Origin of the sequence: Nocardioides islandensis (assembly GCF_015352455.1) — a bacterium.
Taxonomy (GTDB): domain Bacteria; phylum Actinomycetota; class Actinomycetes; order Propionibacteriales; family Nocardioidaceae; genus Nocardioides; species Nocardioides islandensis.
The window spans coordinates 89534-101689 of the sequence record NZ_JADKPN010000015.1; the positions used below are offsets into that span (position 1 = coordinate 89534).

General features: G+C 72.7%; 10 protein-coding genes. 3 read left to right on the forward strand and 7 right to left on the reverse strand.

Features of this window, described 5'->3' with window-relative positions; genetic code table 11:
* The first annotated feature begins 78 nt into the window (after positions 1 to 78).
* Genes ISU07_RS20130 through ISU07_RS20140 form a run of 3 tightly spaced genes read left to right on the forward strand, consistent with a single transcriptional unit; the run spans position 79 to position 2432 of the window.
* Complete coding sequence (locus tag ISU07_RS20130) at positions 79 to 525, forward strand: hypothetical protein (RefSeq protein ID WP_194708623.1); 447 nt, start codon at positions 79 to 81, stop codon at positions 523 to 525.
* A complete protein-coding gene (locus ISU07_RS20135; RefSeq protein ID WP_194708624.1) occupies positions 526 to 1494 on the forward strand; it encodes a GTP pyrophosphokinase in 969 nt (322 codons plus the stop codon). It begins immediately after the preceding gene.
* Positions 1491 to 2432, forward strand: coding sequence for a hypothetical protein (locus ISU07_RS20140; protein ID WP_194708625.1), 942 nt, complete (start codon positions 1491 to 1493; stop codon positions 2430 to 2432). The genes ISU07_RS20135 and ISU07_RS20140 overlap by 4 nt, the downstream gene beginning before the upstream one ends.
* On the opposite strand, the gene ISU07_RS20145 is transcribed toward ISU07_RS20140, so the two are convergent.
* The 7 genes from ISU07_RS20145 to ISU07_RS20175 all read right to left on the reverse strand — a co-directional run bounded on the left by ISU07_RS20145 (position 2416) and on the right by ISU07_RS20175 (position 12108).
* Complete coding sequence (locus tag ISU07_RS20145; RefSeq protein WP_194708626.1) at positions 2416 to 5259, reverse strand: ATP-binding protein; 2844 nt, start codon at positions 5257 to 5259, stop codon at positions 2416 to 2418. The genes ISU07_RS20140 and ISU07_RS20145 overlap by 17 nt on opposite strands.
* Positions 5260 to 5346: 87 nt before the next feature.
* The gene (locus ISU07_RS20150) at positions 5347 to 6117 is read right to left on the reverse strand and encodes an intermediate filament family protein (RefSeq protein ID WP_194708627.1); all 771 of its coding nucleotides are present in this window, start codon (positions 6115 to 6117) and stop codon (positions 5347 to 5349) included.
* A gap of 406 nt (positions 6118 to 6523) precedes the next feature.
* Positions 6524 to 7531 carry a LacI family DNA-binding transcriptional regulator gene (locus ISU07_RS20155; protein WP_194708628.1) on the reverse strand — a complete coding sequence of 336 codons (1008 nt, stop codon included), beginning with the start codon at positions 7529 to 7531 and terminating at the stop codon, positions 6524 to 6526.
* 5 nt (positions 7532 to 7536) lie between these two features.
* On the reverse strand, positions 7537 to 8952 hold the full coding sequence (locus ISU07_RS20160; protein WP_194708629.1) for a glycoside hydrolase family 1 protein: 1416 nt from the start codon (positions 8950 to 8952) through the stop codon (positions 7537 to 7539).
* Entirely contained in the window at positions 8949 to 9767 is an 819-nt protein-coding gene (locus ISU07_RS20165; protein WP_194708630.1) for a carbohydrate ABC transporter permease, read from the reverse strand. The genes ISU07_RS20160 and ISU07_RS20165 overlap by 4 nt, the downstream gene beginning before the upstream one ends.
* The gene (locus ISU07_RS20170) at positions 9764 to 10789 is read right to left on the reverse strand and encodes a carbohydrate ABC transporter permease (protein WP_194708631.1); all 1026 of its coding nucleotides are present in this window, start codon (positions 10787 to 10789) and stop codon (positions 9764 to 9766) included. Before ISU07_RS20170 ends, ISU07_RS20165 begins: the two co-directional genes overlap by 4 nt.
* 32 nt (positions 10790 to 10821) lie before the next feature.
* Complete coding sequence (locus ISU07_RS20175; protein ID WP_194708632.1) at positions 10822 to 12108, reverse strand: ABC transporter substrate-binding protein; 1287 nt, start codon at positions 12106 to 12108, stop codon at positions 10822 to 10824.
* Positions 12109 to 12156 lie beyond the last annotated feature (48 nt).

Here is a 12156-nt window from a genome sequence, read left to right on the forward strand (position 1 = left end):
ACGCGGCCACGAACGAGTCGTTGCACCATAGAGCGCCGGAGGCTGCGGGCACTACGGTGTTGCGCCGGAGGAGGGCCCATGGGGGAGCGTGCGTGCGTGGTCGCGGGTGCCGGCGCGTGGTCGTTCTACCTCGCCACGGGCGCCTGGGTCGGTCAGGAGAACCGCCGGTTCGGCGGCGCCGAGCGGCTCGGCTTCTACTCGGGACGGCAGATCCACGGGGCGCTGCCACGGATCCGGCACGTCGTCGGCTCGGTCCCGCTGACGCCCGAGGAGGCGGCCGGTCGCACGCTGGGCACGGACCCCGTGCAGCGGCTGGTAGGGGAGGCGCTGGCCGCTGCCCTCCACGACGGCATGGCGTCGCCTCGCGTCGCCGTCGTCCTCCTGTCGCCGGCCGACGATCCCGACACCCTGACGATGGAGCCGCTGGCCCACGACGGGGACGCCGCGTGGACCATGTTCCAGCGGGTGGTCGACGTCGACCGCCTGCGAGCCGCCTCGTCCACGGCCGACCTCGGGGCGGGCTGAGTGGGCACCGCGCGCGAGCAGCGCCGCGAGGAGCTGGCGGCGTGGTACGACGAGCACGTCGACGGGCTGCGTCGTGTGGAGGCCGCACTGCGCGACCACCTCGGCGGGGCGATCACCGCCGCGGGCCTCGACGACGCCCGGCTCGAGACGCGCACCAAGGCGCGCGAGAGCTTCCTGGCGAAGGCCACGAAGTCCGACGGTCGGGGCGGGTTCAAGTACGCCGACCCGACCAGCCAGCTGACCGACTTCGTCGGCGCTCGCGTGCTGGTGCCGCTCAGCGCCGACGTCGCCCCCGTGGCGCGGCTGGTCCAGCGCCTGTACCTCGTCGAGGAGATGTCCGACCAGCGCGCCGACCAGCTGCTCGACGTACCCGGGTACCAGAGCCTGCACTTCCTGCTGCGGTTCCGCCCCGAGGACCGGGAGGTGCTCGGGCTGGCCGACGCCCCCGACGTACCGGTCGAGGTCCAGGTGCGCTCGATCCTGCAGCACGCGTGGGCGGCCCTCCAGCACGACGTGATGTACAAGGGCGAGCGGGTGCCGACCGACCGGGTGCGCCGGCGGTTGATCGCCCTGGCCGGGCTGCTCGAGCTGGCCGACCACGAGTTCATGTCGGTCCGCGTCGAGCACGGCGACTCGGCCGGCATGCTCGACGACGCGCACGCCGGCGGGTTCGACGTGGCCGGCGTGGGCGCGTGGGCCGAGGAGTACGTCGGGGACGAGGCCGGCAGCGAGCCGGCCGCGTGGGCCGCGGCCCTGCGGGGCGTGCTCGGCGAGCTCGGCGCGACCGATCCCGGCGAGGCGACGAGCCTGCTCGGCGCGTGGGCGGACCGCGGGTCCGAGCTGGCGCTCACGGTGCGGGCCACGCGACCGTGGGCCACGGCGTCGTACGTCGCCGACCTCGCCCTCAGGGAGGCGCTCGGCGAGGACTACCTGACCCGTCGCGGTGCCCGGCAGGACGGCGCGTCGTGAAGATCCTCTACGTCCTGCTCGAGATCGGCTTCGCCGTCGCCGTGTGGCGGCTCGGCGACCGGGCCCGCAAGCAGCAGCTGACCGCGCGGTCGGCGGCTCTGCTCGCCGGCGTGTGCGCGGCGCTGCTGATGTTCCTGATCGCCACCGACTGGCCGCTCACCGACTGGGCCCCGGCGGTCAACCGGTTCTGGGACGAGCACGGCATCGTCGGCGGCACGATCCAGAGCGTGCTGCTCCTCGGGGTCGGCCTGCTGTCCTACGAGGCGGGACAGCTGCGGGCGCAGGAGAGGCTGGACGAGAGCGTCACCGCGGCCGGCCTCGGCGGCATCGTCGACCACGTCGTGGACGCCGAGGTGGGGCTGGCGTTCCTGTCGTCGCCCGAGCCGCCCGACGCGCACGGCTGGGACTGGGCACCCGGCCGGCCGCTGCAGTGGCTGCGGCACGGCCGCGCCCGGTTGCACCGCACGGCGTCCGACCGGAGCGGCGACCCCCGTACCTGGCCGGCGACGCTCCCCCCGACGGCCGACTCCGAGTGGCGGGTCGAGCTGGTCGACCAGTGCATCCGCCGGCTGCTGGTGGCCCTGCGCGACTGGACGCCCCTGATCGCCAGCTCCCGCAACGGCACCCGGGTGCTCGTGGCGATGGCCGAGCTGCGCAAGGACCTGGTGGAGCTCGAGTCCCGGCTGGGTGACGACCGCGCCGTCGTCGAGGGGCTGCTGCTCAGCCTGCGGGGGCGGGCCCGGCTGCTGGCCTACTTCCTGGAGCTGAAGAGCGGCGCCGACCCGCTGCGACCCGAGGTGCTCGAGTCGTTCGAGCCGCTGCCGGTGACGCCGGCGTCGCTGGAGTGGGCCGCCGACCCGTCGGGCCGCGACCTCTTCGGTGCGGAGTGGACCCGTGACCTGGAGTCCGCGACGCAGGCGCTCACGCGGGGGAGCTGACCCGCTCCAGCTGCTCGACCAGCTGGGCTCGCGCCGCGGCCAGCGGGAGCGCGCTGCCCAGCGTCCACGCGGCCCGGGCCGCCTGTTCGCCCAGCGCCGCGCGGGCCTCGGCCAGCCCGGCCGCCAGGTCCTGCTCGAACGGCACCTCGCTCTCGCCGGGGGGCGGTGCGAGGACGTGGGCCGCCGCGAACAGGCGGACCGCCGCGTCCGCGTCGCCGTGCGCGACGGCGAGGCAGGCCCCCACACGCATGCATTGCGCGAGCGACAGTGACTGGCCGAGGCGCTCGCTCAGTGGCAGGGCGTCGGCCAAACGGTCGGCGGCGCCGGCGAGGTCTCCCTCGACGATCGCGGCCCGCGCCAGGGTGATGGTCGCGTCGCGGGTGACCGGTGGCAGCCGTTGCCCGGCGAGGTCGACGGCCTCGGCGGCGAAGACCCGGGCGGTCGCGGCGTCCGCCTCGTCGAGCGCGATCTCGGCGAGGGTGTTGAGCGCGTCCGCCGTACCTCCCAGGTCGCCCTTCGCCCGGACGAGCTCCAGCCGCTCCTCGTGGGCCCGGCGCTCGCCGTCGAGGTCGCCGGCGATGGCGCGGCCCATGGCGAGCACGGACAGCGCCTGTCGGGCCAGCGGGTAGAGGTCGAGCGCTTCGGCTCCCTTCGCGCCCGCCTCGGCCAGCGGCACGCCGTCGGCCAGGTCGCCGGCCAGGACCAGCTCCGCCCCGAGGAAGGTCTGCGCCATCGCGGCCGAGGCCCGGTCACCGTGCCGCTCCGCCAGGTCGAGGGCCCGGCGGCCGTAGCTGCGGGTCTGCTCGTGGTCGGTGAGCTGGTGGGACAGCATCGCCGCGGCGGCGAGCAGCCGGGCGGCGTCGGGTCCCTGCGCCGGCACCGCGTCCAGCACCCGCTGCGTCAGGCCGAGAGCCTCGTTGAACCGACCCGCGGCGGCCCAGCAGCTGAGCGACGCGAGGAGGAGCTCGACGGCGGCGCCGATGCGCCCGGCCTCGAGGGCCCACGTCGTCGAGGCGGCGATGTCCGCGGCGTCGTCGTCGAACCGCGCCTGGACGATCGCCCCGTCCGTGCCATGGAGGCTGCCGGCGGACGCGTGCGCGAGCCCGGTCAGGTACGACGCGAGCCGCGCGCGGCTGGACATCAGGTCCGCGCGCGCGAACAGGCGCGCGCGCGCGAAGGCCCGGACGGTGCCCAGGACCACGAAGCGCACCTCCGCCCGGCTGGGCGTCGCGCGGACCAGGCGGGCGTCGACGATCGCGGCCAGCGCCTCGACGACGCCGTCGACGTCCGGGCACACGGCCTCCACCGCCTCGATCGTGAAGCCACGCTCGAACAGCGCCAGCCGGTCGCACACCAGCTGCTGGTCCCCGGACAGCCGGTCGTAGCTCCACCGGATGGCCGTCGTCATCGCCCGCTGGCGCTCGGGGATGCCCGTGGCGCCGGTGGCCAGGAGGTCGAGGCTGGTGCGCAGCCCGTCGATGATCCGGTCGAGCGGGAGCAGCTTGACCCGGGCGGCCGCCAGCTCCAGGGCCAGGGGCAGGCCGTCGAGCAGAGCGCACACCTCGGCGACGTCGTGCTCGCGCCCCTCGAGCCGGAACGACGGCTCGGCCGATGTCGCCCGGTCGGCGAACAGGCGCACGGACGGCGTGGCGGCGATCGTGTCGCGACGGTCGGCGGTACCCGGCACCTCGAGCGGGGGCACCGGCCGCTCGTGCTCGCCGGGCAGGTGCAGCGCGAGCCGGCTGGTGACGAGGAGGGTGAGCCCGGCGGACGCCTCGAGCAGGCGGCGGACGACGGTCGAGCCGTCGGTCATCGACTCCAGGTTGTCCAGCACGACCAGGCCCCTGAAGTCCGCGCCGAACGCGGCCAGCGCGTCGGCGAGGTCCGCCCTCGGGTCCGCGCCCAGGGCCAACGCGACCTCCACGGCGAGCTGCTGGGCGTTGACCACCTCGGTGACGGGGAGGAACACGGCCTCGGCGAACTGCTGCTCCACGGCCGTGGCCACCAGCGTCGCCACCCGGGACTTGCCGCTGCCGCCGATCCCGGTGAGCGTCACCAGCCGGACGTCGTCGCGCACGACCAGGTCCGCCAGCTCGGCGGTCAGTGCCTCCCGTCCGAACGTGGACGAGGTGAGCGCCGGGATCCTCGCGCGGCGGCGCGGCTGCGGGGCCGCGTCGTCCGCGCCCGGCTCGGCGTCGTTGCGGAGCATCCCGGTGAGCAGCTGCTGGAGCGCTTCGCCGGGCTCGATGCCGAGCTCGTCGGCGAGCGTCTCGCGGGCCTCGGCGTACGCCGACACCGCCTCGTCGCGCCGGCCCGCGGCGTACAGAGCGGTCATCAGCAGTCCCCAGAGGCGCTCGCGCGTGGGGTGCTGGTCGACCAGCTCGCGCACCTCGTCGACCAGCTCCGCCGACCGGCCCTCGCGCACGCCGAGGTCGAGCCGGTCCTCGAGGGCGGTCAGCCGCAGCTCGGTGAGCCGTCGGGCCTGAGCCTCGAGGTACGTCGTGTCGCGGACGTCCTCGAGCGGCTCGCCGCGCCACAGCGCGAGGGCCTCGTCGAAGTGGGACTCCGCGGTCAGTGCGACGAACCGGTCGGCGTCGGTGGTCAGCGGCCCGGCGAGGTACGAGACGAGCTGGGCGCGGAGGGTGTCGAGCGCGCCCGCGGGGTCAGGGGGCGGCGTGGGCCAGGTACGGGCGACGAGCTCGTCGTCGGTGAGCGGCTCGGCCCCGGCCAGGGCGAGGACGGCGAGCAGCGCACGGGCTCGCTTGCCGGGCCCGGTGGCTCCCTCGGGGACCGGGACCGAGACGGGTCCCAGGACCCCCACTTCCATGCCCTGAGGGTAGATGTCGGCGTTCCGGGGTGCGCCACGAGAGAGGCCGAGGGCCCCGTCCGGACGGACGGGGCCCTCGGACCGGGATCACTGGAAGCTGATGAGCTGACCGGAGATGGTCAGGTTCTTCACGGTGACCGTTCCCGGGATGTTGTTGTCGTAGACGATGCCGGCGTTGCCGACGCGACCGTTGACCGGGATGGTCCAGGTCTTGGTGAACGTGCCGTCACCGTTGGCGGTGCCGGCGTCGGTGGGGTCGGCGTCGAACGTGTTGTAGTACGTGCCGCCGATCTCGATGAAGACCCGCGGGGCGCCGGTGGTGTACTGCGCGCCGTTCTCGAGCTTGTAGGTGAACGTGACGGTCTTGGTCGCCTGGACGGGCAGGTCCAGGTTCTGGATCTCGACCGAGGTGCCGGCGTTGTTGCCCGCTGCCAGCACCAGGCGCACGGTGTGGGCGTCGACGATGGTCGAACCCTGGCCGGCGGCCCAGTTGGTGTTCACGCCGGAAGCGTCCTGCGCCTCGAGCTTGGTCACGCGGGTCTCGAGCGCGGCGATCTGCGCCTCCAGGGCCTTGATCTTCGCGGGGTCTGCGTCCTTGCCGTCCTTGCCGGCGGGGCCGGCCTTCTCGATGGCGGCGCGAGCCTTCGCGTTGAGGTCGCTCAGTCGCAGCGATCCGTCCTTGACCTTCTGGGTCTTGACGGCGTTCTTGTGGATGTCCACGCCGCGGATGGTCTTGTCCTGGATGTCCTTGGACGTGATCAGCGAGCCCGCGACCGCCCCTCCGCCGGCGGTGAGGGCGAGGACAGCGGCGGCCGTGACGACCGTCAGGGCCTGTCGGTGCTTGGTGAGCAGCTTCATGCGTACTTCCTTCGTGGGTTGTCGATGTCCCCGGAGAGGCGACCAACCCACACGCACACACGCGCATGCCTCCCGATCGCCCGAGATGGAGACCCCTCGACCCTAGGCCCTACCACTTCACCCCGTCAGGCGGGGTCCCTCATCCCCTCGGCTGAGGTGAGGGGAGGTGAGCGGAGGTGAGGGGAGTTGAGGGGAGGTGAGGGGAGGTGAGGGGAGTTGAGGGGAGTTGAGTTGGGTTGGGTGGGTGAGTTGAGTGAGTTGAGTTGCGCCTGCGGTACGTGCGAGTTGCGTGTCCGGTACGTCGAGGGCGTGCCCGAGGCGCAGCTCGACGGTGCCCGAGGCGCAGCTCGACGGTGCCGGAGGCGCAGCTCGACGGTGCCGGAGGCGCAACTCGCCCGGGGGGGGGTCAGGCGGAGTCGCGGCGGACCAGGACCGGAGGGATGACGACGCGCATGGCGCCGGGGCGGCCCTGGTCGAGCTGCTCGAGGAGCAGGCGGGTGGCGCGCTCGGCCATCTCGTCGATGCTCTGGCGGACGGTGGTCAGCGGCGGGGAGGTCCGCTCGGCGACGCCCAGGTCGTCGTACCCCACCACCGCGACGTCGCCGGGCACCTGCCGGCCGAGCTCCGCGAGCACCTTCAGGGCCCCGGCGGCCATCAGGTCCGAGGCGACGGCGATGCCGTCGAGGTCGGGGTGCCGGTCGAGCAGCTCGCGGGCGGCCTCCTCGCCGCTGGCCTCGGTGAAGTCCCCGATCGCGACCGCGTCGTCGGGGAGCCCGGCCGCCGCCATCGCCTCCCGCCAGCCGAGGAGGCGGTCGACGGCCGCGGTCATGTCCGGCGGCCCGGCGATGGTGCCGATCCGGGTGGCGCCGCGCTCCACCAGCAGCCGGGTCGCCTCCCGGCCGCCGGCGACGTTGTCGACGTCGACGTACGTCACCCGCTCCGCGCCGTTCCAGGGCCGGCCGACGAACACGCACGGCAGGCCGATGGCCGCGAGGTGGTCGGCGAGCCCGTCGTTCTTGTGGTGCGAGACCACGACCGCGCCGTCGACGTGCCCGCGGGAGAGGTACCTGATGGTCCGCTGCCCCTGCGCCCCCGGGGTCGCGAGCAGCAGCACCAGCTGGAGGTCGCGGGTCGCCAGCACCCGGTTGACGCCGCGCAGCGTGCCCGCGAAGAACGGGTCGCTGAACACGCGCTCGTCGGGCTCCGGGACGATCACCGCGACCGAGTCCGTACGCCGCGTGACCAGCGACCGCGCGGCAGGGTTCGGCACGTACCCCAGCGAGCGCACGGCCTCGTCGACCGCGCGCTGCGCGGTCGCGCTGACCCGCGAGCCGCCGTTGATCGCGCGGGACGCCGTCGCCCGCGAGACGCCCGCGATCCGGGCGACCTCGTCGAGCGTCGGCTGGCTGTTCATCGGCGTCACGGTAGCGAGCCGGTGCGGGCCACGTCGGCGTACCAGCGCGCACTGGACTTCGGCGTCCGCGCCTGCGTCGCGTAGTCGACGTGCACGATCCCGAAGCGCTTGTCGTACCCGTAGGCCCACTCGAAGTTGTCGAGGAACGACCACACGAACACACCGCCCACGTCGGCACCCTGCTCCATCGCCTCGCGCACCGAACGCAGGTAGGCGTCGAGGAACGCCAGTCGGTCCTGGTCGTCCACGACGCCGTCGACGACGTGGTCCTCGTACGCCGCCCCGAACTCGGTCACGTACATCGTCGGCGCGCCCAGCTCCTGGAGCCGCACCAGCAGCCGCCGCAGGCCGTCCGGCTGGACCTCCCAGCCCATCGCAGTGCGCGGCAGGTCCCTGGGCGCGACCGACACGTGCTCGGCTCCCGGGAACGGGGACGAGCCCGGCCGCCCGGGCGACGCGGCGAGCCCGGTGGCGGCGGGCAGGGTGACCCCCGAGATCGCGTCACCGTGGTAGTAGTTCACGCCCAGCACGTCGATCGGCGCGCCGATCAACGCGAGGTCGCCGTCGCGGACCACGTGCTGCCAGCCCAGGTGCTCGGTGTCGCGCAGCACGTCGGCGGGGTACTCCCCGCGCAGCACCGCGTCGAGGAAGAACCGGTTGTGCAGCCCGTCGATCCGCCGGGCGGCCTCGACGTGGACCGGCTCGTCGGCGATCGGGTCGGCCACGGTGAAGTTCAGGCTGATGCCCCAGCTCACCTCGTCACGCCCCCCGAGCGCGTCCAGCACCAGCCCGTGACCCAGCAGCAGGTGGTGCGCGGCGACGAGCCCCGCCGCGCCCTCCTCCCGGCCGGGCGCGTGCACGCCGGCGGTGTACCCGAGGAACGCCGAGCACCACGGCTCGTTGAGCGTCGTCCAGACCGGGACGCGGTCGCCGAGCGCGTCGTACACGGACGCCGCCATGTCGGCGAACCGGTACGCCGTGTCGCGGTTGGTCCAGCCGCCGGCGTCCTCGAGCGCCTGCGGGAGGTCCCAGTGGTAGAGCGTCAGCCACGGGTCGATGCCGTGGCCGAGCAGCTCGTCGACCAGCCGGTCGTAGAAGGCCAGCCCCTGGGGGTTGACCTCTCCGCCGCCCGGCTGGATGCGGGGCCAGGCGACGGAGAAGCGGTAGGACGTCAGGCCGAGCTCGGCCATCAGCGCGACGTCGTCGGGCATGCGGTGGTAGTGGTCGCACGCGATGTCGCCGTGGTCGCCGTTCGCGACCGCGCCCGGCGTGTGGGCGAACGTGTCCCAGATCGACGGGGTGCGGCCGTCCTCGTGCGCCGCGCCCTCGATCTGGTACGCCGCGGTGGCGGCGCCCCAGAGGAAGCCCGGAGGGAACGTGACCGCTCCCGTCGTGACGGGCTGCTGCTCGACGGAAGTCATCCCTTGACGGCTCCTTGCATGATGCCGGCGACGAACTGCCGGCCGGTGACGACGAACAGGACGAGCAGCGGGATGGTCGCCAGCGTCGTGCCGGCGAGCACGAGGGCGTAGTCCTTGAAGTAGCCGCTCTGGAGCTGGTTGAGCGCGACCTGGACGGTGGGGTTCTCGGCCGGCAGCACGATCAGCGGCCAGAAGAAGTCGGTCCACACCATCATGAACGTGAACAGCCACAGCACCGCCATGGCCGGCCGGGCCGCCGGCACGGCGACGGTCCAGAACGTCCGGAACATGCTGCACCCGTCGACCCGCGCGGCCTCGATGAGCTCGTCGGGCACGGCGTCCACGAGGTACTGCCGCATGAAGAACACCCCGAAGGCCGTGACGATCGTCGGGATGATCGCGGCCCACACGCTGCCGGTCCAGCCGAGCTTGGCCATCACGATGAAGAGGGGTACGACGCCGAGCTGGGTCGGCACCGCCATCGTCACGACGACGAACACGAGCAGCGGGGTGCTGCCGCGGAACCGCAGCTTCGCGAAGGCGTAGCCGGCGAGCGTCCCGAAGAAGACGACCGACGTGGCCGCCACGCTGGACACCATCAGGCTGTTGCCGAAGGCCTTCCAGAACGGCACCGAGTCGAACACCCGCTGGGCGTTCTCGAAGAAGTGACCGCCGGGCAGCAGTGGCGGGGTGTCGCGGGTGATCACCTCCTTGGTGTGCGAGCCGATCAGGAACGACCAGTAGAGGGGCGCGGCCGAGCCGAGGATGAACGCGGTCAGCAGGCCGTACACGAGGAAGCCAGGTCGCTTCGTCATCGTCTCCTCCCTCGGTGCCGCAGGCCGGCGATCGTCCCGAATCGGCGGGAGGCGTAGTAGTTGACGAACGCGATGACGATGATCAGCAGGAAGAGCAGCCAGGCCGTCGCGGCCGCGCGGCCGAGGTCGCGCAGGTGCCAGCCGAAGTCGTAGACGAGCATCGTCATGGTGCTGAACTGCCGGTCACTGCCGCCGTTCTGGGCGAGCGTGGTGTCGAACAGGCGCGGCTCGGCGAAGATCTGCAGCCCGCCGATGGTCGAGGTGATGACCACGAACAGCACGGTGGGCCGGATGCTCGGGATCGTCACCGACGTGAACTGGCGGACCTTGCTCGCCCCGTCGATCGCCGCGGCGTCGTACAGGTCCCGCGGCACCGCCTGCATCGCGGCCAGCAGGATCAGCGCGTTGTAGCCGGTCCAGCGCCAGTTGACCATCGTCGCGATGGCGAGGTGGCTGGCCAGCCGGTCGGTGTGCCACGGGACGCCGGAGAGCCCGATCCACTCGAGCGCCTGGTTGATCAGGCCGTAGCGGTCCCCGAACAGGCTGCCGAAGATGATGGCCACCGCGGCCGGCGCGACCACGAACGGCAGCAGCACGCCCATCCGCCAGAACGTCGCCCCGCGCAGCGCGGTGTCCAGCAGGCCGGCCAGCCCGAGCGCCATCACGATCTGCGGGCCCGAGCTGAGCACGAAGATGCTGACGGTGTTGACGGCCGACTTCAGGAAGTACGGGTTGTCGATGACGTCGCGGTAGTTCTGCAGGCCGACGAAGTCGCCCTTCCCGCCGATCAGGCTCCAGTCGTAGACCGACACGACCGCCGTGTAGACGAGCGGGAACATCCCGACCACGAGGAAGAGCAGGAAGAACGGCGAGATGTAGGCGTACGGCGAGAACCGCACGTCCCAGCGGCTGAGCCGCTCCCGCCAGGCCGACCGGGGGCGCGCCCCCGACCGGCGACCGGCGGGCTGTTCGGGTGGAGGGGCGGCCGGGGACGCCGCGTCGGCGACGTCCCCGGTCCTCACCTCGACATCGTGGGGCAAGGGATCCCCTGGTGTCAGAGCGCGGCGACGTCGGAGAGGAACGTCTGCCACGACTCGTCAGGGGTGTTGCTGCCGTCGTCCACCCGGATCAGGGCCTGCTGGAAGGCCTGGAGGATGTCGGAGTACTTCGGGCCCTTGTACGGCTGCACCGTGATGGCGGCTGCGCGGTCGCCCAGGATCTGGCCGACGGGGGCGTTGTTGAAGAACTCGTTGGTCATGTCCGTCACCGCGGGGTCGTCCAGCGCGTCGACCTGGCTCGGGAACGCACCGATCGCCTGGAAGGCCTTCACCTGCTGCTCGGGCGCCGTGATCCAGTTGGCGAACTCCTTGGCCTCGTCGGGGTGCTTCGACTGCTTCGGCACCACCAGGAACGAGCCGCCCCAGTTGCCGCCGCCGCCCGGGAAGACGTTGGCGAAGTCCCAGCCCTTCACGCCGTCGGCGTTGCCGGCGACCACGCCGAGCATCCAGCCGGGGCAGGCCATCGTGGCGAAGCCGTCCTTCTGGAACGACGCCGTCCAGTCGTCGCTCCACTGGGTGAGCTTGGTCGACAGGCCCTTCGCGTGGTTGTCGGTCAGCGTCGCGTAGAGCGCCTCGAGCTCGGGGTTCTCCACGTCGACGGTGTTGTCGTCCTGCTCGAACGGGTTCTGGATCTGGTTGAGCATCGCCTGGGCGGTGCCACCTGTGGAGTCGTACCAGGCCGTCCCCGGCACCTTCTTGATGAACTCCTCGCCGGTGGCGAAGTAGTCGTCCCAGGTGCCCATCAGGCCGGCGACCGCGTCGCGGTCGGTGGGCAGCCCGGCCTTCTTGAACAGGTCGGAGCGGTAGCAGATGCCCTCGGGACCCGCGTCGGTGCCGTAGCCGATCATCTGGCCGTCGGCGTTGGTCGCGGCGGCGGCCTTGAAGTCCAGCCAGCGTCCGTCGAGCGAGGGGTCGGTGAGGTCCACGAAGGCGTCGGACTCGGCGAGCATCGCCGGCATCGAGTCGCCCTCGATCGCCTCGATGTCGGAGAGCCCCGAGCCGGCGGCCAGCTTGGTGTAGAGGTTCTCCTTGGCGTCGTCCCAGGTGCCGACCTTCTTCTGGGTCACCTGGATCTCGGGGTGGGCGGCGTTCCACTCGTCGATGAGGTCCTCGTAGCCGAACTCGTTGAACGTCGCGATGGTGATCTTCACCGGGTCGTCGGCCGAGCCGCCGCCGCCCCCGTCGCCGTCGTCACCTCCGCACGCGACCAGACCGAGAGAGAGAACGACCGCCGACGCGGCGGCCAGGGCTGTGCGCCTGGGCCATGAGGTGCTGCGAACCACCGGGTGCCTCCTGGGAGTGTGAGAGCGCTTCCACTCTCGGTTGCGCAG

Bases quoted from the DNA above. Each gene is read 5' to 3' on its own strand.
- ISU07_RS20130 (WP_194708623.1), top strand. From the start codon at position 79: ATGGGGGAGCGTGCGTGCGTGGTCGCGGGTGCCGGCGCGTGGTCGTTC.
- ISU07_RS20155 (WP_194708628.1), bottom strand. From the start codon at position 7,531: ATGAACAGCCAGCCGACGCTCGACGAGGTCGCCCGGATCGCGGGCGTC.
- ISU07_RS20145 (WP_194708626.1), bottom strand. From the start codon at position 5,259: ATGGAAGTGGGGGTCCTGGGACCCGTCTCGGTCCCGGTCCCCGAGGGA.
- ISU07_RS20160 (WP_194708629.1), bottom strand. From the start codon at position 8,952: ATGACTTCCGTCGAGCAGCAGCCCGTCACGACGGGAGCGGTCACGTTC.
- ISU07_RS20165 (WP_194708630.1), bottom strand. From the start codon at position 9,767: ATGACGAAGCGACCTGGCTTCCTCGTGTACGGCCTGCTGACCGCGTTC.
- ISU07_RS20150 (WP_194708627.1), bottom strand. From the start codon at position 6,117: ATGAAGCTGCTCACCAAGCACCGACAGGCCCTGACGGTCGTCACGGCC.